This window comes from Aeromonas sp. 603757, from assembly GCF_049171255.1.
Classification (GTDB): domain Bacteria; phylum Pseudomonadota; class Gammaproteobacteria; order Enterobacterales; family Aeromonadaceae; genus Aeromonas; species Aeromonas veronii_A.
On the sequence record NZ_JAAKOE010000006.1, the window covers coordinates 190884 to 213077 of the forward strand.

A 22194-nucleotide genomic window follows, 5' to 3' on the forward strand; every position below is an offset into this window, starting at 1 on the left:
ACATATCCGCCACCAGCCAGAACGGCGAGGATGACGGCTTTCCCCCTGCTGTTGGAGAACCCATGATCAACCCCCACCTGCTCGATGAGCTGACCGAGCGCGGCCTTGTGGCCCAGAATTCCGACCCGGCAGCCCTGGCCGATCATCTTGCCACCCCGCGCACCGTCTATTGCGGGTTCGATCCCACTGCCGGCAGCCTGCATATCGGCCATCTGGTGCCACTGCTGATGCTGCGCCGCTTCCAGCTGGCTGGGCACACCCCGGTGGCACTGGTGGGCGGGGCAACCGGCCTTATCGGCGATCCCAGCTTCAAGGCGACCGAGCGCAGCCTCAACAGTGCCGATAACGTGCAGGGTTGGGTCGCCAGCCTGTCGGCCCAAATCAGGGCGCTGCTGCCCGCCGATGATGGCCTGTCGGCCCCGCAACTGGTCAACAATGGCGACTGGATGGGGCAGATGTCCGCCCTCGATTTTCTGCGGGATATCGGCAAGCACTTCTCGGTCAACGCCATGCTGGCGCGGGAGTCGGTGCGTCAGCGGCTGGCTCGCCCGGATCAGGGCATCTCGTTCACCGAGTTCTCCTACGCTCTGCTGCAATCCTACGACTTTGCGGTGCTGCACCAGCGGCTCGGTTGCACCCTGCAGATTGGCGGCAACGACCAGTGGGGCAATATCACCAGCGGCATGGATCTGACCCGTCGCCTCCATCAGGCGCAGGTGCACGGCATGACCCTGCCCCTCATCACCAAGGCAGACGGCACCAAGTTCGGCAAGACCGAAGGGGGCGCGGTCTGGCTCGATCCGGCGCTCACCTCCCCTTACGCCTTCTACCAGTTCTGGCTCGGCACCGCGGATGAGGATGTCTACCGCTTCCTGCGCTACTACAGCTTTATGTCGCTGAGCGAGATTGATGCACTGGAGGCGGAAGACGCGAAGCGGCAGGGGCGCAAGCAGGCCCAGCAGGTGTTGGCGAACGAGCTGACCGAGCTGGTGCACGGCAAGGCGGCGCTGGCTGCGGTGCAGCGCATCAGCGAGCTGCTGTTTAGCGGCGACGTGACCCGCCTCGGCGAGAGCGATCTGGCACAGCTGGCGCAGGATGGCATGCCGTGTAGCACCGTCAGCGGCGAGACGGATCTGGTCAGCCTGCTGGTCAGCTGCGGTCTGGCGAACTCCAGGCGTATCGCCCGTGAGCTGCTGGCGGCGGGCGCCATCAGTCTCAATGGTGTGCTCAAGCAAGATGATCAGCTGAGCGCCACTGATCGGCTGTTTGGTCGCTACTTGCTGCTGCGCCGGGGCAAGAAGCAGTATCACCTGGTGGAGTGGCAATAAGCCACAGGGCGGGGAGCACAGCCTCCCCGCCCGCACCCTGAATCCCTTTTGAATCCCGAGTTGCGATCCCCCTCACAGCCTCTCCCGTCAGCAGCCACCATACTGGCACCGGCGAACATGGAGTACGCCACACAATCTGTTCCTCACGATTCAACAAGGATGCTGATGATGAAGAGATGGCTTCTGGTGCTGCTCTGCACCCTGCCCATGCTGGCACACGCCAGCGGATACACCCAGACCCGCTACCCCATAGTGCTGGTGCACGGCCTGTTCGGCTTCGACAAGCTGCTCGGGGTCGATTACTTCTACGGCATTCCGCAAGCCCTGAGCCGCGATGGCGCCAAGGTCTACGTGGCTCAGGTATCTGCTACCGCCAGCTCCGAGCAGCGGGGGGAGCAGTTGCTCGCCCAGATTGAACTGCTGCTGGCCGCCACCGGCGCCGAGAAGGTCAACCTGATCGGCCACTCCCATGGCGGCCCCACCATCCGCTATGTCGCTTCGGTCGCCCCCGAGCTGGTCGCCTCCGCCACCAGCGTCGGCGGGGTCAACTACGGCTCCGAGATTGCCGATCTGGTGCGGGCCAATGCCGCCCCCGGCTCGGCCGCTGAGAAGCTGGCGGCCGCCGCAGCCCACGCCCTCTCCGACATGATTTCGCTGCTCTCGGGCGGGAGCCAGCTGCCGCAAGATCCGGTCGCCGCCCTCGATGCCCTCACTAGCAAGGGGGCCAGCCAGTTCAACCAGCGCTACCCGGAGGGGCTGCCCAGCCGCTATTGCGGCGAGGGGCCGATGCAGGCCAGCAACGGCGTCTACTACTTCTCCTGGAGCGGGCGCGGCAACCTGACCAATCTGCTGGATCCGGTGGATCCTGCGCTGGCGCTGACCGGCGCCTTCTTCAAGGAGCCCAATGACGGGCTGGTCGGAGTCTGCAGCAGTCACCTCGGCAAGGTGATCGGCACCGACTACCGGATGAACCATCTGGACGAAGTGAACCAGTCATTCGGCATCCACCATCTGTTCGAGACCGATCCGGTCACCCTCTATCGCCAGCATGCCAACCGTCTCAAGGAGCTGGGACTATGAAGATCGCCACCCTGCTCGTCGTGCCCTGCGCCATCACCCTGCTGCTTGGCGGGGTGTTGCTCTGGCCCACAGCACCGACGGCAGACTCATCACAGGCTCAAACCAATCAGCATGCACAGAGCCACCCGCACGATCCCGAGCAGGAGACCGCCGATGCCCTGCAGGCGCGCTATCGCACCTTTGTCTCCGCCCAGAGCAGCCTGACGGTGCCCACCGAGATCTCCCTCGCCAGCCTGCAGATCCTGTTTGACGAGCGGGAGCAGCTGCGCCAGCAGAGCTTTACCCCGGCCGAGCAGGCCCAGCTGTTTGCCGAGGATCGACTGATGGAGCAGCTGACCCTGCGCCGCAGGGCGCTGGCGGAGGCAAGAGACAGCGACAAGTCGCAGCTGGCCAGCGAGCTGGATCTCTGGCTGGCGGAGCAACCGGGCTGGTTTCGCGACGCGGAGGCCAACAGCCGTCTGCTTGAGGAGTTGCAAGGGCTGGCGCAGATGGACCCGGCCAAACGGGAGGCTCTGCTGCTGGAGACAGGGGGGCCGGAAGCGGTGGATCGGATGCGCCAGCTGGAGCAGAACCGGCAAGGGTTCGAGGAGCAGCTCAGCGGTTTTCTGACCGAGCTCAGGCAACTACCGAACGAGGCCCGGGCCGAACAGCAGCAGGAGCTGCTGGCACGCTGGTTCGAGCCCGGACAGTGGCGCCGGGTCGAGGCACTCACCCGGCTCAAGCTGGGGGAGCCACACACCGAATGAGAAGGGGGCCCGCGATGGGCCCCCTTGCTACTGCGCTTATTGCGGCTTGTTGGCACCCGGCAGCGGCTGCCAGGTGAGGCGGGTCACTTGGGTGCCCTGCACCTCGCACTTGAGGCTCAGCTCCTGCCACCCCTTATCCTGACGCAGGGAGACCTCCCCCTCGATCCCCTGCTCGCCAATCTTCAGCTTATCCTGCTCGAAGATCACCTTGTCGCCGTGGGCGAGATCCATCAGCTTGCCGTTGCAGAGCCAGTGAGCGAGATCCGCCCCCTTCAGCTTGACGCCCCCCTTGGCCGCCTTCTGTTCGGCCGCGCTCACCACAAACAGCTTGCTCAACTCGGCAGCCCGCTTGGTGAGCCACTCCTGACGCTGCTGCATGCTCATCTTGCTGACGAACTCGGCGGGCTGGCCCTTCTCATCCAACCATTGGGTCAGATTGCCGCTGTCATCAAAGGCGAACTGGGCGGCGGGCTCTTTGACCCCGAACAGCTTGCCGCCCTTGAAGTAGTAGCGGCTCTCCCCTTCCAGCTTGCCCAGCTCGTTCATGATGGGCACGGCGATGATGACCGGGGCGCCATCGATCCAGGCCTTGATATCGACGCCGTCATGGCTGAATTGACGGGTATCGAGGGCACTCTCGGCCCCCTTCTCCATCAGGGTAAACTGCTCGGCGAGAGAAGCGGCCAGAGAAGGAAGGGAGCAGAATCCCAGGGTCAGCGCGATCGCTGTGTTGCGCATTGAGTTGTACATAACACTCCTGTGATGGGCCATCCGGCCCGTGGTTAACTCTCTGTCAGCCAGGCCCGCAGCCCTTCCCGGTGAGCATCACTCAGGGGCAGGGATTGGCGGGCCCGGTAGTCAAAATGGATCAGGGTCGTCTCGCCGGTGACGGCCAGCTCCCCCTGCTGCCAGGCTTCCTGCCAGATGGTGAAGGAGCTGCTGCCAATGCGGCGCACACCGGTCTTGATGGTGACCGGCTGGCCGTAGAACAGCTCCCGTTTGAACTGCACCGTGTAGCCCGCGATGATCAGGTGCCAGTCATGCACATCCAGCTCGGGCGAAAAGATCCGGAACAGGGGATCCCGCGCCGACTCAAACCAGACCGCCGGCACCGTATTGTTGATGTGACCGAGGGCATCTGTCTCCTGAAAGCGGGGTTGGATCTGCATTTCCAGCATGGCTGGCGACTCCTTGTCGTTGAACCGCGCTCAGGCTAACGCGCCCCGCATCAGGACTCAAGCTCCCCGCCATCGCCCTGTGCCTGACCAACCAGCTCGGGTCGCAGCCAGGCGCTGCGAAAATCGAACCAGCCGAGCGCCGTCATCCGCACCCCGTGCACGCCGGTGCGGCTCTCCAGCTCAAGCCAGTGGTGAAACAGCGGTACAAACCAGCCCTGCTGCTGCACGCGGGCCATCAGGGCGCGCGGGCCGGGTTCGGCACCGCTGGCGCGCCACTGCGTCAACCCCTGCCACAACGGCAGCTGGCTGCCCCACACCCGGCGCAGCAGCGGAGTGCCCTGCAACCAGCCGTAGGGGGCAAAAGGTCCCTCATGCTCAAGGTTGAGGGTACCAAGCCAGAGATCCACATCCTCATCCTCGCCGCTCACCCAGCGACCGTAGTCGAGGGTACGTACCTCCAGCTCAACTCCCTGCGACCCGAGCAGGTCGGCCATGGCACCGGCACACTCGTTGAACTCGATATGCTGGTTGAAGCAAGCGAGCACCAGCCGCTGTGGCAGGCTATGTGGCCGGGGCGGCGGCGGTGGCAGCGCCTCGCGCCAGTGGGGCAGCATGCCGAGGGCGCTGGTCCAGCCCCGTTGCAGCTCGGGGGCAACCCGTGCCATCAGGGCCACCGGACTGAGCAGCTGAATGATCCAGTAACGCAGAGCAGGATCCTGCAAGGCGCGGGAGCGCTCGTCCTGCAGCAGGAAGTAGCAGCCCGATTCGAGCTCCGACTCGCCACGCATGGTACCAAGCTCGGGGCTATCACGACCCAGCTGCAGGTGGCTCTCCAGCCGCTCCGCCAGCTCCGGCAACATCCAGATGTCGATCTCGTCGAGCAGGGCGCGCAGGCCGAAGTAGTCGTCAAAAGCGGCGAGGCGCAGCTGCAGCGGGTCGTTGGCGATCACCCGATAGGGGCCGGTGCCCACCGGTTGCAGGGCAAAGCCCGCCTCCCCCTTGAGCTCGCGCGGCAAAATAGCCGCTACCGGCTCGGCCAGCAGGTCGGGCAGCAGAGGATCCGGGCTGTCGAGATAGAGATCCAGAGTGCGCGGCCAGGGGCTCTCCAGCCGCGCCAGATGGGCGAACAGCGGGCGATCCCGCAGGGCCAGCAGACTCTCCATCACATCCTCCACCACCAGTTCGCGGCCGTGGTGAAAGCGCACCGCCGGGCGCAGATAGAAGCGCCAGTGGCAGGGGCCAACCTGTTCCCAGTGGTGAGCCAGATCGCCCTCTATTTCCCCATTTTCCTCATTTCGCCGGGTGAGGCCGTTGAAGATCTGGCGGCTGAGATGCACCTCCGAGCGGCGCATCGGGCCGGTAGGCAGCAGCTGCGGCAGCGGCCGGTAGTAGGGCACCCGCAGGATCTGGCGCCCCTCGCGGGTGGCCTGACCGAGCTGTTCGAGCAGCAGCGGGGTGAGCAGATCGAGGCGATCCTCCGCCAGCCGCACCGCCTGCGCCAGCTGGCCCTCACTGAGCAGATCCCGCAAGCGGCGCCGGGTCAGGCTCTCCTGACTGTCGAGCAGGGTGAGCCGGGAGCGCCGCCCTCGCCCCGCTTCCGCCGTCCAGTTGAGCCAGCCCTGATCCTGCATCCGTCGCAGCAGCAGACGAGCGTTGCGCGGGGTGCAGCAGAGCAGCTCCGCCACCTCGGCGAGACTGATCTCCTGCTCATCGCAGCCAAGCTGCTGGGCGAGCCGTTGAAATTGCTGGTAGAGGCGACCGGTCGGCATAAAAGAGGAAATCCTTCATTCAAAAGTCATCAGTTTTTACTTCCGCATTTTAACTCAATACTGACGATGACGCTGAGCAACAACATAAGGAGCCTCACCATGAACCATCACATCGAGCCCAAACCGAACCGGATCCAGCAGATCCTGCACCGTTACTTCAAGCGGATCCTGCCGCGCCCGCTGCCACTTATCGAAGATCCCATGCAGCAGCTCAACCGCCTGATGCAGTGGGATATGAACCAGATCGACGACAAGGAGTATCGCCGCCGCCTCTGAGTGCGAGCCGTGCCCGCCACTCGGGACGCGCATCCCCTGCGGGAGCAATTGCTTTGCCGGATCTTGCTGTTTACATCGGCCACGGGCCTGATAGATTGGACGTCTATCCATCTATAACTGCCATAAGCAACATCCAACAAGGAGTGTGTGATGAAAGATGCGACCCTGGCCCTGCACCATGGCTTTACCAACGACCCCACCACCAAAGCCGTTGCCGTACCCATCTACCAGACGGTGGCCTACGAGTTCGAGAGCGCCCAGCACGGGGCGGATCTGTTCAATCTGGCGGTGCCGGGCAATATCTACACCCGCATCATGAACCCCACCAATGATGTGCTGGAGCAGCGGATGGCCGCGCTGGAAGGGGGGATCGCCGCACTGGTGGTCTCGGCAGGTTCCGCCGCCATCACCTACGCCATTCAGGCGCTGACCGCAGCCGGTGACAACATCGTCTCCACGCCCCAGCTCTATGGCGGCACCTACACCTTGTTCGCCCACATGCTGCCGAGTTTCGGGGTCGAGGTGCGCTTTGCCAAGGATGACAGCGCCGAAGCCATCGCCGCCCTGATCGACGACAAGACCAAGGCGGTCTACTGCGAGAGCATCGGCAACCCGGCGGGCAACATCGTCGATCTGGCCGCGCTGGCCAAGGCAGCCCACGCCCGTGGCGTGCCGCTTATCGTCGACAACACGGTCGCCACCCCGGTGCTCTGCAAACCGATCGAACATGGCGCTGACATAGTCGTCCACAGCCTGACCAAATATGTCGGCGGCCACGGCAACTCGCTGGGTGGCGTCATCGTCGACTCGGGCAAGTTCCCCTGGGCGGATCACGCCGAGCGCTTCCCGCAGCTGACCAAACCCGAGCCCTCCTACCACGGAGTGGTCTATACCGAGGCCTTTGGCCCGGCTGCCTTTATCGGGCGGGTACGCACAGTGCCGCTGCGCAATACCGGCGCAGCGCTGGCGCCGATGAACGCCTTCCTGCTGCTGCAGGGGTTGGAGACCCTGAGCCTGCGTATGGAGCGCCACGTCGACAACGCCCTGCGGGTCGCCAACCACCTCAAGCATCATCCCAAGGTGGCATGGGTCAGCTACGCCGGTCTGCCGGGTCACCCGCACTACTTGCTGGCAGAGAAATACATGGCCGGTCGCCCCTCGGCGATTCTCTCGTTCGGCCTGAAGGATGGTTACGAGGCTGGCGTGCGTTTCTACGATGCACTGAAGATATTCAAGCGGCTGGTCAATATCGGTGACGCCAAGTCGCTGGCCTGCCACCCCGCCTCCACCACCCATCGCCAGTTGAGCGAAGAGGAGCAGGCCAAGGCTGGAGTCAAACCTGAGATGATCCGGCTCTCGGTAGGGATCGAGGCGATCGAGGACATTCTGGCAGATCTGGATCAGGCGCTGGAGGCCTGAGTCTGGTGTTGAGCGAGCGGGCATCAGCCCGCTCTTTTTTTACTGCCGGTGAACCGCCCTCCTCACCCGCTCGTATACCCCATCCTGCCACCGAATCGAGGTCATTATGATAGTCCTGCACCACCTGAACAAATCCCGCTCCCAACGCATCATCTGGCTGCTTGAAGAGCTGGGCCTGCCCTATGAGATCAAGGCGTATCAGCGCGACACCACCACCTTTCTGGCGCCGCCCGAGCTCAAGGCCATCCACCCCCTCGGCAAGTCGCCGGTCATCGAGTTCGACGGCCGGGTACTGGCAGAATCGGGCGCCATCACCGAGTACCTGGTCGCCCGCTACGCCGCCGATCGGCTGGCTCCGGCACCAGATAGCCCGGAGTATCCCGAATACCTGCAGTGGCTCCACTTTGCCGAGAGCTCGGGGATTCTGCCGCTGCTGCTCGACATGTTTGTGCGCAAGGATGGCAGCCCGATGCGCTTCCTGCCGGACTACGCCAGGGCGGAGTGTGCCAAAGTACTGGGCTACCTCAATGAGGTACTGGCGAATCGCCACTATCTGGTGGGGGATCGCCTCTCCGGCGCCGACATCATGAACTCCTTCCTGGTGGATCTGCTGGCGCAAAGCGGCCAGCTGGCCCACTTCCCGCATCTGCAAGCCTATTGGGAACGCCTCAATACCCATCCGGCCCGTCAGAAGGCGGTAGAGCTGGAGCACGAGCTGGATCAGCGCCCCTGACCGAACAGCCGCCATGCAAAACGCCCCGATAGTCGGGGCGTTTTTGTTATGCAGCGAGCGCGGTTTACTTGGTCGCAGGCACCTTGTCCCGGCGCGACTTCCACCACCAGCGCAGCCGGATCTGGGAGATCAGCATCCCCGCCAGCATCAGGGCGCAACCGGCAATGGCACGCTCGTCCAGCGTTTCATCCAGCAGCAATACGCCCCCCACGGCGGCAAAGACGGTCTCCAGACTGAGGATGATGGCGGCGTGGGCCGGATGGGCGCCCCGCTGCCCCAGCACCTGCAGGGTATAACCCACCCCGACCGACACCAGCCCGGCATAGAGCAGCGCCTGCCAGCCAGCTACTGCGCCAGCCACGGTCGGAGTTTCGATGACAAAGGCGGTGGCGAGACTGAGCAGGCCGCACACCACAAACTGCACACAAGCCAGCTTGATGGGGGCCACCCGGTTGGAGTAGTGATCCACCAGCAGCAGATGGATCGCCCAGAACAGGGCGCCAATCACCTGCAGCAGATCGCCAAAACCGATGGTGAACTCGTCGGTCACGCTCAACACATAGAGCCCGCTCAGGGCAATGAGGGCTCCAATCCAGGTATTGGTACCCGTCTTGTGCCGCAGCAGCAGCCCCAGTACCGGCACCAGAATGATGTAGAGCCCGGTGATGAAACCGGCCTTGGCGGCAGTGGTATAGAGCAGCCCCACCTGCTGCAGGGATGCGGCACAGAACAGCACCAGTCCGGCCAGCACACCACCGGTCAGCAATTGGCGATGGTCGCCAGTGGCGACCACTGGTTGACGGGATTTGAGCCACCAGAGCAGCGGCAGCAGGGAGAAGGCACCGAGCAGAAAGCGCAGGCCATTGAAGGTATAGGGCCCCATATGATCCATCCCGAGGCGCTGGGCGACAAAGCCCATACCCCAGATGGTGGCAGCCATCAGCAACATCAGATTGGAGCGCATGGCGATTCTTCCTTAAATCGGCGCGTGACGGGTTATCCAATCCAAGATACCTGCCTCCCTACCCTCTTGTCTTTAGAGCGATAGCTGTTTTGTCAGCACGGCCAGCAGGGCGACCATTACCAGATTGCCCCGCAGGATCCACACCACCCGGAAGTACTGCTGGATCGAGATCATCGGCGCCTTGCCCAGACGCAGGGCACGACGCCAGCGATAGAAGAGGCGACTGGGATAGTCGAGGGAGCCGACAATCAGCAGAAACAACCCCACTTTGAGACCGTGGGCAGGATGAGCAAAGAGCTGCGCCACCGAGCTGGCGTGTTCGAGGGCCAGCAGACAACCGGTGGCAAAGATGGAGAAGAGCGCCAGCGCAGCCACCGCATCTGCCAGCAGCAGACGGTGCACCCGCAACATATTCAGGCCGCGACGAAAGATCAGATACTCGACACAGAGCGCCAGGATCAACAGCATGATGCCGCCGTAGTGAGCCATCAGGAGCAACGTGGAGTTCAGCATTGAACGGATCTCATTTTCTGCCTTTAGACGGGCGGGACGGCATCATATATGCTGGTGACACCCGAGCTGAAAAGGATCTGTGCATGTCCCCCGCCAAGCCCAAGCACACTTGGTCTTTAATCACCCGCATGCGGCTGGGCCTCCTCCTGCTCTTTATTCCCGTAGTGTTGCTCGGCAGCATCTACTACCTGCATATGGAACGTACCCTGCGCCTCGAGCAGCAACAAAACCTGATTGCCCGCAACACCCAATATCTCCATACCCTGCTCGAACCCTATCTGGAGACCCTCAAACGCCAGTTTACGCTTATTTATCAGCAGGTAAATTATCAGGATTTCAGCGGCCCAGCGATCAGTAACGGCGAGCGCTACCTGCAACAGTGGCAGGCCTATCACGAGGTGATGGAGCTCGACTACGTCTATGTAGGAACCGAGCATCGCCAGATGCTGATCCACCCCACCTGGCAGGCGGACGAGAAGTTCGATCCCAGAACTCGCCCCTGGTATCTGCTGGCAGCCAGCCACCCGAACCGGATCGTCTGGACCGATCCCTATTACGACTACACTCTGGGTACCCTCACCATGGCGCTGGCTCGGGTAATTCAAGACCCTGACGGCAAGCGAGTGGGGGTGCTCTCCCTCGATACCCAGCTCACCCCCCTCGCCAACTGGCTCAACAACCGGCATGAACAGAGCCATCATCTGGGCAAGGGCTATCAGATCCTGATCAACCATGACGGGCTGGTGCTGGCTCACCCGGATCGCGAACAGGTATTCAAACCGCTCACCCACCCTGAATGGCTGACACACATGCAACAGCCGCAAGGTTTCTTCCTCGACGATGCCAGCGGCATGATGGTCTCCTACTACCGTGTCCCCGAGCAGCGCTGGTTCCTGCTCAGTGTCGAGCCCACCGCCAGCATGCAGCAGGTGATCGACAGCGTCTCCATCAACGTGCAGCTGATGATTGCCGTTGCCTGCTTTTTCTATCTGCTGCTAGCCCTGCTTTGGGCCCGCTACTTCCGCCGCATGCTGGGGGAGATTACCCTGTTGATCCGCACCAGCCGCTCTGGCGGGATTGCCTATCATGGCAGCCGCATGCTGGAGCTGGCCAAGGTCTATGAAGAGATGGATGCCGCCAGTCAGGACTTTGCCCAGATCCGCCAGCAAGCCAACCAGGACAAACTCACCGGTCTCTACAACCGCCGCTTCTTCGACGAGTGCCTGCAGAGACAGCTCAGCAGCGGTGCCCCCTTCCTAGTAGTGATGTTCGATCTCGATAACTTCAAACAGGTCAACGACACCTTTGGCCACCAAACAGGGGATATAGTGCTCAAACGGGTGAGCAAGCTGGGCATGAAAATGTTTGACCAGTGGGGCTGGCTCTGTCGTTACGGTGGCGAGGAGCTGGTGCTGATCTTGCGCCTGGAGATGCAAATGAGTGAGGCCACCTCGCTGCTGGAGAGCTTCAGACTTGCGGTCACTCAACTGGAGTGGCGAGAGCCGGAACTGACCATTACCCTCAGCGGCGGGGTGGCCTTGAGCCACTCAGGGCTCTCGACCAAGGAGCTGATAGAACTGGCCGACAGCGGGGTTTATCAGGCCAAGCGGGAGGGAAAAAATCGCATCTGCTTCCCCCAGCGTCGCACCTGCGACGTGACGGAAGAGGATCCTTCCCCTAACCTTGATTCTACCCGACGCCCCCCCCGGCCGGAGGGGGGGTGAGCACAACCGGGGGAAGGAGACAAGGGAGAGGCAACTGCCTCTCTCTGTTGTTTATGTCGCTATTCTTGCCGTGCTTTAAGCCTGTTTGAGCACGCGACTCAGCGCTGCCACTCCCACACCGGCCAGCCCAGCTCCTCGGCTTGCTGGCGCAGCGCGGGGGCCGGATTGACCGCATGGGGATGGCTCACCGCCCGCAGCATGGGCAGATCGTTGTGGGAGTCGCTGTAGCCAAAGCTACCCTGCCAGAGGTGGTCCCTGCCGGCAAAGAGCTGGTTGATGCGGGCCACCTTGCCCTCGCGAAAGCTGAGGGTGCCGCGGGTCTGACCGGTCAGCATCCCCTCCTCCTCATCGAGCAGGATGGCGACGCAGTGATCCATCCCCAGCATCTTCGCCATGGGCGCCACCAGATGCTCACCGGAGGCGGAGATCAGCACCAGATCGTCGCCCCGCTCCCGATGCCATTCGATGCGCGCCAACCCCTCGGGGTAGAGGCGCTCGCGCAGCACCTGTTCGGCGAAGTGGTGGCAGAGCGAGTCGAGCCACTGGCGCGTCTTGCCCGCCAGCGGTTGCAGGGTGAAAGCCATGTACTGGTGCATGTCCATCTTGCCCTGATGGTAGAGGGACATCATGGCCTGCTCCTCGGCGATCATGCTGGCAGGGGCCAGCTCCTCGGCCACCATGTACTCCAGCCAGAGGCTGGCAGAATCCCCCGCTATCAGGGTCTCGTCCAGATCAAACAGTGCCAGTGCCATGGGCGCTCCTCGCAGTGAAAATGGAAATGAAATGCGGCCTCATGCTACCTCACAGAGTTGATCCCGGGCCACCACCAGGGTCACGGCACTGCCGGTGGCCAGCAGATCACCAGCCGAGCGGTTGAGGCAATCCACCGTCAACAGCCCCGCCTCGCACTCCACCTGATAGCGGATCACGTTGCCGAGCAGCTGTTGCTGGCGAACGATGCCGGGCAGGCTGGGTTCGCTGCTGGTTGCCCCGGCGGGCAGCAGGGTAATGGACTCCGGCCGCAGCGCCAGCTTGCCGCGAAAGCGCGGGCCGAACAGGGATTTGGCCTGCTCGCCACCCAGCAGGTTGTAGTTGCCGATAAAGCCCGCCACGAACTCGCTGGCGGGACGGGTGTAGATCTGCTCTGGCGTGCCGCTCTGCACGATGGAGCCCTTGTTCATCAGGAAGATCCGATCCGACATGGTGAGCGCCTCCTCCTGATCGTGGGTCACGAAGATGGTAGTGAGCTCAAGGCGCTGCTGGATCTCGCGGATCTGCTGGCGCAGGCTGCGGCGGATGCGGGCATCCAGCGCCGAGAGCGGCTCGTCCAGCAGCAGGATCCGTGGCTGCACCACCAGAGCCCGGGCCAGCGCCACCCGCTGGCGCTGGCCGCCGGAGAGCTCGGCCGGATAGCGGCGCTCGAAACCGGTCAGCTCCACCAGCGCCAGCGCCTCTTTCACGCTGGCCGCCAGCTCCCGCCCCGGCTGGGGTTTCATCTTGAGGCCGAAGGCTACGTTGTCCCACACCGTCATGTTGGGGAACAGCGCATAACTCTGGAACACCATGCCAATGCCCCGCTTCTGGGGTTCCTGCCAGGTGATATCTTCACCGGCCACCCGCACCTGACCGCCATCCACCGGAGTGAGCCCGGCCAGCGCCCTCAGCAAGGTGGACTTGCCACAGCCGGAGGGGCCGAGCAGGGTCACCAGCTCCCCCTTGCGAATGCCGAATTCGATCCCCTCGAACACCGGCGTATCGCCGTAGGATTTATGCAACTGATTGACTTCTAAATGAAACATCTTGGATCACCGATGAAATCTATTGGCCGCCCAGGTGAGCAGCAGGGTCAGCAGGAAGTAGCTCATCACCAGCGCACTGGTGAAGTGGCCAGAAGTGGCGCGCATGTTGTAGAGGTAGACCTGCAGGGTCTCGTAACGGGTGCCCACCAGCATGTTGGCAAACACGAACTCGCCGAGCAGGAAGGAGAGAGAGAGAAACAGCGCCGCCAGCAGCCCCTTGCGCAGACAAGGGATCACCACCAGCAGGAAGGCGCGCCGACTACTGGCCCCCAGCAGATGGGCGGCATCCATCAAATCCCTGAGCGGTACCCCTTGCAGGCTGTTGGCCAGCGCCCGATACATAAAGGGGAGCACCACGGTGAACCAGGTGCCGATCAGGATCCACGGCGTGCCGATGATGGGCAGAACGCCATCGGCGTAGATCTGCAGCAGCCCCACTGACGAGACCACAGGTGGCACCGCGAAGGGGAGCAGGATCAACAGGTTCATCCAGGGATCCAGCTTTGGGAAGTAGTAAGCCACCACCAGCACGGTCGGTACCAGCACCAGGGTCCCCAGCAGCAGAGTGGCGAAGCAGACCAGGAGGCTGCGGCCAAACGCCGCCAGAAAGCGCGGATCGCCCCACAGCTTGAGATACCAGTCGAGGGTGAAGCCATCCGGCAGCAGGGTCGCCCCCCAGCGGGTGGAGATGGAGTAGAGAAACGTGGCCAGCAGCGGCAGCAGCAGGGTGGCGACCAGCCCACCCAGCACCCACTTGGGCCAGCGCGGCGTCAAATCATGCATGGGATTGCCCCTTGTTCACATAGCTCTTTTTCAGCAGCCACTGGTTGGCGGCCGTCACTACCCCCAGCAGCACCATCAGGATCACCGCCAGCGCCGCCGCCATATTGGGTTCGAGGAAGATATCGCCGGAGACCAGACTGGCCACCCGGATGGTCACCAGATTGAAGTTGCCGGTGGTGAGGGCGTAGGCAGAGGCATAGGCCCCCACCGCGTTGGCAAACAGGATGATCAGGGTGCCGAGCAGCGCAGGTGTCAGCACCGGCAGTGCCACGTGCCACACATATTGTCCCTTGCTCGCGCCGAGCAGCGCGGCAGCCTGTGGCCACTCATCCTGCAGCGCATCGAACGCCGGATAGAGCAGTAGCAGAGCGAGCGGGATCTGGAAGTAGGTGTAGATGAGGATAAGGCCGCTACCCGAGTAGAGGTTGAAGCCGTCGATCAATCCCCAGGATTTCAGCAGCAGGGTCACCGCACCGTTGATGCCGAGAATGATGATAAAGGCGAATGCCAGCGGCACCCCGCTGAAGTTGCCAGTCATGGTGACGAAGGCCAACAGTACCCGCTTGACCCGCTCGCCGCTGTGGCGCAGCGCCGCCGCCCCGAGGGTGCCGATGGCAAGCCCCGCCAGACTGGCGATACCGGCAATGCGCAACGAGTTGCCGAACGATTGCAGGTAGAAGGGGGAGCTCAAAATCTCCCGGTAGTAGTCAAGGCCCCAACCATCTGGGGTCTGAAAGCTGCCCACCAGCACCCACACCATGGGAGCGAGCTGGAACAGGATCATCAAGAGGATAAACGGCAGCAGCACCAGCGCGGGCAGCCAGTGGCGGCGCACCTTCTGCTTGGTTGCCACAGGTTGATCCGCGAGGATCTCGGTGGTGGCAGGCATCATCAGTGCACCTCACGCATAAAGGCGGCCTTGAGCAGCGGTGGCGCTGCCGGCTTGTCGTGGGGAATGCCCAACAGATCCGCCATCAGGGCGCAGAGCTGGGTCTGGGCGATCACTACCCCATCCGGCCAGCGTTCGATAAAGGCATCGCCAAACAGCCAGAGCGGCACGGTGCGCTCTTCGGGCAGGGTGCCGCCGTGGCTCAGATCGTTGTTCATGCCGTGATCCGAGGTGATCACCACCTGATACCCCTCCGCCAGCCACTGGGGCAGCAGATCGGCCAGCAGGCTGTCCATCCGGCGCGCCTGATTGCGGTACTGGCGGGAGTCGAGGCCAAACTTGTGGCCTGCATCGTCCACCCCCATCGGGTGGATCAGCAGAAAATCGGGATCGTACTGGCTGCGCAGCCATTCCCCATCCATCAGCAGATGGCTGTCAGGATAGTTGTCATCCCAGTAGAAGCTGCCGTGCTGGATGGGCAGCTGCTCGTCGTGGGTAAAGCGATCGCGGGCCGCCAGCCAGGGGCTCTTGTTGTAGAGCTCGCTCACCCAATGGTAGGCCGCCGCTGCGGTGCGTTTACCCGCGGCGCGGGCCAGATGGAAGATGGAGTCATGCAGACTGAGACGGCTCACCCCGTTGTGGGTGATGCCGCTCACCACCGGCGGCACGCCGGTCAGGATGCACTCGTAGAGGGGTCGGGAGAGAGACGGCAGGGCAGCATTCAGGGTCGTATGCAGGCCCCGCCCCGCCTCCACCATGCCACCGAGGTAGCCCATGGTGTGGGCTACCTCGGCTGCCAGACCATCCACAAGTACCACTATCACCTTGTGTTGCACTGGATTCCCTTACTGCATGTTGATCATGACGGTTTCTTGCCACTGGCGCGGCAGGGCTTTGGAGCTCTGCTCCCAGGCGGCGTGATCCTGCACCGGCTTGGCATTGGCGTACTGCTCGGCGGGCAGCAGCTTGGCCTTCACGTCATCCGGCAGGGTCACATTGCTGCGGATCGGGCGGGCATAGCCGCGGGCCAGGTTGATTTGACCGGCATCGGAGAGGATGTATTCACGGGCCAGCTTGGCGGCGTTGGGGTTCTTGGCCCACTTGTTGATGATGGTGGTGTAACCGGCGATGACGGAGCCGTCACTCGGGATCACCACATCAAACTTCTTGGGGTCGATCTGGTCGCGGTAGTTGAGGGCGTTGAAGTCCCACAGCACACCCACTTCCACCTCACCCTTCTCGATGTTGGCGATGGTCGGATCGTTCAGGGAGAGACGACCCTGCTTGGCCAGCTGGCCGAACAGCTCCAGCGCGGGCTTGAGGTTCTTCTCGCTGCCGCCGGTGGCATAGGCCGCCGCCAGCACGCCGTTGTTGGCCTGAGAAGCTACGCCCACATCACCCAGGGTCACCTTGTAGTCGCCACCCAGCAGGGACTGCCAGCTGGTGGGGGCGGCCTTGACCAGATCCTTGTTGATCAGGAAGGCAATGGTGCCGGTATAGGCCAGCATCCAGTGACCGTCCGCATCCTTGGCCCAGTTGGGAATATCGGCCCAGGTGGAGGGTTTGTAGGGCTGGGTGACCCCCTGCTTGACCGCAACCGGACCGAAGGCGCCGCCCACGTCACCGATATCGGCGGTGGCATTGGCCTTCTCGGCGGCGAACTTGGCGATCTCCTGCGCCGAGCTCATGTCGGTATCCTGATGCTTGATGCCGTAGATGCTGCCGAGCTGCTGCCAGGTATCCTTCCAGTTGGCCCAGCTGTCGGGCATGCCGATGCTGTGGAGCTGGCCTTCGCCACGGGCGGCCTTTTCGAGATCCGCGATATTTTCGGCTGCATAGCTATTTGTGGCAAACAACGGTTGGCTGATGGCCACCATGGCCAGTGCACTTGCGATCACGCTTTTCATCATCCCATCCCTCTGGACTAGGTCAGTTAAGGTTCGAGAGGGATGCTAGAGGGGAATTGTGACGGTGGCGGGGCGCTTTGATGGCAGTTTGATGACAATCACCCTGTCATGGCGCTGTCATCCACAGCGGTTACAACTCTGAACCCGAGTGAGGCTGGACTACTCCAGTAAGGGATTGGCCAGCCACCCGCCTTCTGAATAAGCAACAGGGACAAGAGTGTGACCGAGCCGAGATTGAGCGAGCAGAGAGTGAACGAACAGAGCATGGCCGATGGCCGCTCCTCCTCCAAGTGCGAACAGATTTGCCAGACCCTACGCCGCTATATCGGCAGCGGCCAATTGGGGGCCGGGCAGCAGCTGCCCGCCGAACGGGCCCTGAGCGAACGCTTCGCCACCACCCGCATCACCATCAAGGAGGCGCTCTCCAGCCTCGAAGCGGACGGCCTTATCTACCGGGCCGAGCGGCGCGGCTGGTTTGTGGCGCCACCCCGCCTCACCTACGATCCCGCCATCCACACCCACTTTCACCAGTGGATCGGCGAGCAGCAACGCACCGCCGAAACCCGGGTGCTGGCCCACGGCAGCGAACTTGCCAGCAGCGAACTGTGCCGCTGGATGGGGCTGGAACCCTTCACTCCACTTTATGAGATCCGCCGCCTGCGCCTGATCGACGGTCGCCCGGTGCTCCACGTCAGCCACCACCTGCTGGCGAGCCGCTTTCCCGATATCGCCAGCGCGCCGCTGGCCAGCTCCCTCACCGAGCTCTATCAGCAGCGCTATGGCATAGGCCAGGGTGGGGCGAGTCTCGAGATCACCCCCTCGGCGGCGCGCGGCGCCATCGCCCGCGCCCTCAATCTGGCGGAGGGGAGCGCGGTGCTGCGGCTGGTGCGGGTCAACTACGACGAGCGAGGCGGTCTGGTGGATTGCGATATCGAGCACTGGCGGCCGGATGCCATCCGCATTTGTCTGGATACGCGAGCATTGCAGCCGCTCGCAGGCAAGCTGCAACAAACCCGGGTCGCCGATTAGGGAAAATATCCAGAGCACTGTCGAGCACAGTGGCGATCCGCATCTGCCTCGATAACCGGGTGCTGCAACCGGTCGCAAGCAGATCGCATACCGTTCAACTCACGGAATAACCAAACTCCAACATGGCGGATCCCGCAGGATCCGCCGGGATCAGTTGTCGATATTGGGGATCATGTCGTCGAAGCTCTGGTAGCCGCAGTCGGCCAGTTGCAGCGACATGGTGTAGGTCTTGGCGTGCTCCTGCTGGCCGATGGCGGGGCGGTTGAGCTTGATCTCCTGATGCCAGTACTCCTTCATCCGGTCGATCAGCGCCATCGCCTCCCCCTCGTTGAGGTGCAACTGGCAGAGCGCCATATAGTTGTTCGACTTGTGCATGTTCTCCACCAGATACTCCCCCAGCACCGACATCGCCTGCCGTGCCTGCTGGCGGGCGAAACGGCTGTGCTGCTCGAAGCTGATCCGCTCGCTGATCAGGAAGTGGTAACTGTTGTCGATACCAAGCTGCAAAATGCCGAGCTTCTCCAGCTTGCGCAGATAGAGGTAGCAGGAGGCATCGGTCAGGCCGTACTCCCGCTTGAGATCGATCAGCGTCTTGTCGCGCCAGAAGATATTGGCGAGAAAAGCGTAGAGCCCCGGCTCATTGTGAAACGCCTCGTCCTGCTCCTGGGTAAAGACGGCGCGGCGGCTCTGGGCGTCCTGAGTGCGATCCAGCAACTCCTCGAACGAGAGACCCACCAGATGGCAGATCTCCAGCAGAGTATCAAACGGCAGCGAGGGCTTGTTCATCATCCGTTTCACGGTCGCGATGGAGACACCCATGGCTTCTGCCAGGGTCTGATAGCGGATCCCCTTGTCGGTCAGGGTCTTCTTCAGGGTGTCGAGAATATTGTTGGCCAGGGTCTGGCTGTAGGTCATGCCACTCTTCCTTGTTATCGCACTTTCATTGCATGGTTATGCCGAGTCAGCTTCTGACCTGTTTTTACCTTCAAGGCTCAGATATTGACACCGAAAAAACAGCCTAGAGAAAAAATCGCCTACAACGCCCATCAGGACAGACCAGTTGAACGATGAGGTCGCAAAATCTGACACCAGACAGTGCATATCTTTCAACCCGCAAACATTTTGCTAGTGCTGCATAGAACATCGCGCATAATCGAAACGTATCGAATTCAAGACCCTTCCTGGTTGAGAAATCGATTGTTTGCTTCCAAATTTTTATCTTTTAAACCGCAAGGTTTTTTCTCTTTCCTGGCATTGGGCGGCGCTGATAGCACCGCCCTTTTCTTTTCCCTGAATTCGCAGGTCAGGTCAAGGGCCCCGGCAAGGGGAAGTGTCACAGGCCACCCGCCGCCCACTGATGCGCCAGCCACTACGACCTCTCTGGCAAGGTATCCTAAACGATCCTTAATACCGTCTCATTGCCATTAAATATATTTAAATGGCTTACTTGGAAAGCTTCACTCAATATAAAAACAAATATAATCAAGTAATTTAAAACATCAAAAACTTATCTTTTAAATGGCTTGCATATATAAGCAAACAAAATTAATCGGGCCGCACGCCCCATATCTGCTTATCACACCCCATGCCCACCCCAACAACTGCTACCGGGTGAAGAGAAAAGCCACCCACAAGCGCCCATTCGCGTATCTGGTGGGTAGCATAGCCCACGCAAAAACAGCCTCAAAAGACCACCAAAAGTTACAATGGGAACAATCCCAAACCTCAAAAAGAGCAAAAAACAGGCAAAGAGAGAAATTTTTTTCTCACGGTTTCACCTTGTGATGCGTTCAAAAAATCATCGAAAAGAACCTGATGCCAATCAGTGACATCTGAGATGCCAATTTTTAGACGGCTCATCATGGCCACGCTCGAATGAAAATTCAATGCTGATAAAAATCAATCACATAGAATCAAAATAGAACTCGCAGCCGGTCATTTGCCTCACCAGTTAATTATTTAAACCTCAATAAAGCTAAAACTCTAATAACACCATTTATTAAACAAAATGGCCCTGCTTGCAGCCAGTCATATTTATAATGATGGGGAAACCACTCTCTTGTTATTCAGAAATGTGCTGACTATACTGCGGCCCCTCTGTGAAAGCTGAGCGATGACGGAAATATAAAAAGCTTCATGGATTGAGCAATATAAATTACACGCAGTTCACGCAACACAAGGTTATTTATCCATGAACAAGTTTAATAAAATTGCCGCTTTCTCCCTGCTTGCTCTGGCCATGAATGGCGGCGCCCATGCCGAAGGCTGGTATGCAGGTCTGGATCTGACCACCTCCAAGATGGATCTCGACGGTGACCTCCAGCGCGCCTATGACGCCAAAGTGATCGACGACCAGCTCGACGGCGGCAGCCTGATCGTCGGTTACAGCTTCAAACCCTGGCTGGCCATTGAAGGTGGCTTGCACGCCCAGCAGATGGATCAGCTGACTTGGGTGACCTCCCCGATTGCAACCGGCTTTGCCGACACCACCATCGACACCCGCAGCATCAGCCTGGCCGCCAAGCTGAGCCATCCGCTGGCCTGGGGCTTCAGCGCCTATGCCAAACCGGGTATCGCTTACACTCGCACCGAAGTGGAAGTTGTCGGCAATGCCACCATCCTCGGTATGAGCGGTCAGGTAAGTGGCAGCGAAACCAAGAGCAAGGTACACCCCAATCTGGAAGTGGGTCTGGACTACGCCTTCAACGACAGCTTCTCTGCCGGTATCGGTTACGAGCGCCAGTTCAACGCCCTGAGCCTGGGTGATGAGCACTACTCTCTGGATACCCTCAAGCTGGGTCTGCGCTACCACTTCTAAGTCGCGCCGCGTCAGTAACAATGCAAAAGGGCCACAGGTTTCACGCCTGCGGCCCTTCTATTGGCTGATGTGCCATCAGCAGATCTGATTCTTGCCCTGCTGCTTGGCCTGATAGAGCGCCCGATCGGCACGCACCATCAGACTCTCCTTCTGCTCACCCTGCTGATACTCCGCCACTCCGAAGCTCATGGTGGTGACACCGCGGGGACAGATGGGGTTCGTCACCATCAACGCCTGAAACTTGTTCGCCACCACCAACGCATCTTCACGGCCGGTATTGGGCAGCAGCACCATAAACTCGTCGCCACCCCAACGAGCCAGCAGATCAATCTCGCGGATATGGTCGCGCACCAGCGCCACTATGTTGATCAGGGTCTGATCCCCGATATTGTGGCCATAGCTGTCATTGATCTGCTTGAAGTTGTCCACATCCATGGCAATCACGGTAAAAGGCAAGTGAAAGCGGCGCGCCCGTTCGCACTCCAGCTGCAACGCCCGCTCCAGCCGATAGCGGCTGGCGGCACCGGTCAGGGCATCAGTCTCCGCCAGCTGACGATTCTCCTCCACCCTCTGTTGCAGTGCCTCGTTGACTCGCACCAGCTCGGCGGTGCGCTCCGCCACCAGTTGCTCCAGCGACTGATTGCGCAGCTCCAGCTGCTCCAGCAGCAACTTGCTGGCGTGGATATTGCGATGGGCGCCGATCATCCGCGCCACAGACCCATCGGGATTGCGCTCTATGATGCGGCCGCAATCCTCGATCCAGATATAGTCTCCGCCGCGACTGCGGCAGCGATACTCGACACGGTAGTCGGGGGCGGCGCCGCTCAGATAGGCATCGAAGCTCGCCATCACCCGATCCATGTCGTCGGGGTGGATCACACTCTCCCAGGTGAAGACATTGTTGCCTAGAGTATGGGGCTCGTAGCCCAGCATCCGGTACCAGCCCGGGTTGCGATAGACGAAACCGGTGTTGGCATTCCAGTCCCAGATGCCATCGCTGATCACCTCGAGAATGCCATGTACCACGGCTTCGCTGACATCCGAGATCCTGATCGTGTCGCTGTCCTGCAGCATGGGAGACCATCCTTGTATTGCCGCCCCGCTGGGGCGCGGGGCATTCCAGCCTGATGTTGAGAAATGATAGCGGCAGACGGCTGCACAGTCCGCTATCCGTTGATCGATGAAAACCGCCACTACTTGTTCCGGTTATCGGCCGCCATCGGGTTCGTCTGAATAACA

22 protein-coding genes are annotated in these 22194 nt (G+C 61.3%); 9 read left to right on the top strand and 13 right to left on the bottom strand.

From position 1 onward, the window contains the following. The first annotated feature begins 62 nt into the window (after positions 1-62). From tyrS to G5332_RS08270, 3 genes are all read left to right on the top strand, one after another. Positions 63-1328: a tyrosine--tRNA ligase gene (tyrS, locus tag G5332_RS08260; RefSeq protein WP_421172977.1), complete on the top strand. Its 1266-nt coding sequence runs from the start codon at positions 63-65 to the stop codon at positions 1326-1328. A gap of 168 nt (positions 1329-1496) precedes the next feature. Then, positions 1497-2408 (top strand): lipase family alpha/beta hydrolase, encoded by a 912-nt coding sequence (locus G5332_RS08265; RefSeq protein ID WP_216954489.1) that lies wholly within the window; start codon positions 1497-1499, stop codon positions 2406-2408. Continuing rightward, a complete protein-coding gene (locus tag G5332_RS08270) occupies positions 2405-3154 on the top strand; it encodes a lipase secretion chaperone (RefSeq protein WP_421311219.1) in 750 nt (249 codons plus the stop codon). The genes G5332_RS08265 and G5332_RS08270 overlap by 4 nt, the downstream gene beginning before the upstream one ends. A gap of 36 nt (positions 3155-3190) precedes the next feature. Here G5332_RS08270 and G5332_RS08275 read toward each other — a convergent pair whose 3' ends face one another. From G5332_RS08275 to sgrR, 3 genes are read right to left on the bottom strand one after another with little or no spacing between them, the layout of a single operon-like run. After that, positions 3191-3892 (bottom strand): hypothetical protein, encoded by a 702-nt coding sequence (locus G5332_RS08275; RefSeq protein WP_421172995.1) that lies wholly within the window; start codon positions 3890-3892, stop codon positions 3191-3193. A gap of 44 nt (positions 3893-3936) precedes the next feature. After that, complete coding sequence (locus tag G5332_RS08280) at positions 3937-4332, bottom strand: acyl-CoA thioesterase (protein WP_421172979.1); 396 nt, start codon at positions 4330-4332, stop codon at positions 3937-3939. 50 nt (positions 4333-4382) lie between these two features. Next, positions 4383-6101: an HTH-type transcriptional regulator SgrR gene (gene sgrR / locus G5332_RS08285; protein WP_421172980.1), complete on the bottom strand. Its 1719-nt coding sequence runs from the start codon at positions 6099-6101 to the stop codon at positions 4383-4385. A 99-nt stretch (positions 6102-6200) separates the two neighbouring features. Here sgrR and G5332_RS08290 point away from each other — a divergent pair, with 99 nt between their 5' ends. From G5332_RS08290 to G5332_RS08300, 3 genes are all read left to right on the top strand, one after another. After that, positions 6201-6377 carry a hypothetical protein gene (locus tag G5332_RS08290; RefSeq protein ID WP_421172981.1) on the top strand — a complete coding sequence of 59 codons (177 nt, stop codon included), beginning with the start codon at positions 6201-6203 and terminating at the stop codon, positions 6375-6377. Positions 6378-6527: 150 nt separating this feature from the next. After that, the gene (locus tag G5332_RS08295) at positions 6528-7796 is read left to right on the top strand and encodes an O-acetylhomoserine aminocarboxypropyltransferase/cysteine synthase family protein (protein WP_042030177.1); all 1269 of its coding nucleotides are present in this window, start codon (positions 6528-6530) and stop codon (positions 7794-7796) included. Positions 7797-7902: 106 nt separating this feature from the next. Next, the gene (locus G5332_RS08300) at positions 7903-8529 is read left to right on the top strand and encodes a glutathione S-transferase family protein (protein WP_216952691.1); all 627 of its coding nucleotides are present in this window, start codon (positions 7903-7905) and stop codon (positions 8527-8529) included. Between the two features lie 64 nt (positions 8530-8593). Here G5332_RS08300 and G5332_RS08305 read toward each other — a convergent pair whose 3' ends face one another. Together G5332_RS08305 and G5332_RS08310 are read right to left on the bottom strand one after the other, a co-directional pair. Then, entirely contained in the window at positions 8594-9493 is a 900-nt protein-coding gene (locus G5332_RS08305) for a DMT family transporter (protein ID WP_216952690.1), read from the bottom strand. Positions 9494-9565: 72 nt separating this feature from the next. Then, positions 9566-10006 carry a DUF2214 family protein gene (locus G5332_RS08310; protein WP_421172982.1) on the bottom strand — a complete coding sequence of 147 codons (441 nt, stop codon included), beginning with the start codon at positions 10004-10006 and terminating at the stop codon, positions 9566-9568. Between the two features lie 83 nt (positions 10007-10089). On the opposite strand from G5332_RS08310, the gene G5332_RS08315 reads away from it, so the two are divergent. Further along, positions 10090-11730, top strand: coding sequence for a sensor domain-containing diguanylate cyclase (locus tag G5332_RS08315; protein WP_421172983.1), 1641 nt, complete (start codon positions 10090-10092; stop codon positions 11728-11730). 98 nt (positions 11731-11828) lie between these two features. On the opposite strand, the gene G5332_RS08320 is transcribed toward G5332_RS08315, so the two are convergent. The 6 genes from G5332_RS08320 to G5332_RS08345 are packed head-to-tail and all read right to left on the bottom strand — an operon-like array spanning position 11829 to position 17108. After that, a complete protein-coding gene (locus G5332_RS08320; RefSeq protein ID WP_421172984.1) occupies positions 11829-12482 on the bottom strand; it encodes an HAD family hydrolase in 654 nt (217 codons plus the stop codon). A 39-nt stretch (positions 12483-12521) separates the two neighbouring features. Continuing rightward, entirely contained in the window at positions 12522-13529 is a 1008-nt protein-coding gene (locus G5332_RS08325; RefSeq protein ID WP_421172985.1) for an ABC transporter ATP-binding protein, read from the bottom strand. A 6-nt stretch (positions 13530-13535) separates the two neighbouring features. Further along, the gene (locus G5332_RS08330; RefSeq protein ID WP_005355251.1) at positions 13536-14312 is read right to left on the bottom strand and encodes an ABC transporter permease; all 777 of its coding nucleotides are present in this window, start codon (positions 14310-14312) and stop codon (positions 13536-13538) included. Next, positions 14305-15204, bottom strand: a complete 900-nt coding sequence (locus tag G5332_RS08335) for an ABC transporter permease (RefSeq protein WP_216979680.1) — start codon at positions 15202-15204, stop codon at positions 14305-14307. The genes G5332_RS08330 and G5332_RS08335 overlap by 8 nt, the downstream gene beginning before the upstream one ends. Continuing rightward, positions 15204-16037, bottom strand: coding sequence for an alkaline phosphatase family protein (locus tag G5332_RS08340; RefSeq protein ID WP_421172986.1), 834 nt, complete (start codon positions 16035-16037; stop codon positions 15204-15206). Before G5332_RS08340 ends, G5332_RS08335 begins: the two co-directional genes overlap by 1 nt. Before the next feature lie 9 nt (positions 16038-16046). After that, complete coding sequence (locus G5332_RS08345) at positions 16047-17108, bottom strand: ABC transporter substrate-binding protein (protein ID WP_005355254.1); 1062 nt, start codon at positions 17106-17108, stop codon at positions 16047-16049. Positions 17109-17372: 264 nt separating this feature from the next. Here G5332_RS08345 and G5332_RS08350 point away from each other — a divergent pair, with 264 nt between their 5' ends. Continuing rightward, positions 17373-18137 carry a UTRA domain-containing protein gene (locus G5332_RS08350; protein ID WP_394817999.1) on the top strand — a complete coding sequence of 255 codons (765 nt, stop codon included), beginning with the start codon at positions 17373-17375 and terminating at the stop codon, positions 18135-18137. A gap of 150 nt (positions 18138-18287) precedes the next feature. On the opposite strand, the gene G5332_RS08355 is transcribed toward G5332_RS08350, so the two are convergent. After that, entirely contained in the window at positions 18288-19052 is a 765-nt protein-coding gene (locus G5332_RS08355; RefSeq protein ID WP_005336490.1) for a helix-turn-helix domain-containing protein, read from the bottom strand. Positions 19053-20328: 1276 nt separating this feature from the next. Between G5332_RS08355 and G5332_RS08360 the strand changes: the two genes are divergently transcribed. Continuing rightward, positions 20329-20955: a porin family protein gene (locus G5332_RS08360; protein WP_421172987.1), complete on the top strand. Its 627-nt coding sequence runs from the start codon at positions 20329-20331 to the stop codon at positions 20953-20955. A 75-nt stretch (positions 20956-21030) separates the two neighbouring features. Here the strand turns inward: G5332_RS08360 and G5332_RS08365 are convergent, their stop codons facing one another. Continuing rightward, complete coding sequence (locus tag G5332_RS08365; protein WP_216952682.1) at positions 21031-22029, bottom strand: sensor domain-containing diguanylate cyclase; 999 nt, start codon at positions 22027-22029, stop codon at positions 21031-21033. Positions 22030-22194 lie beyond the last annotated feature (165 nt).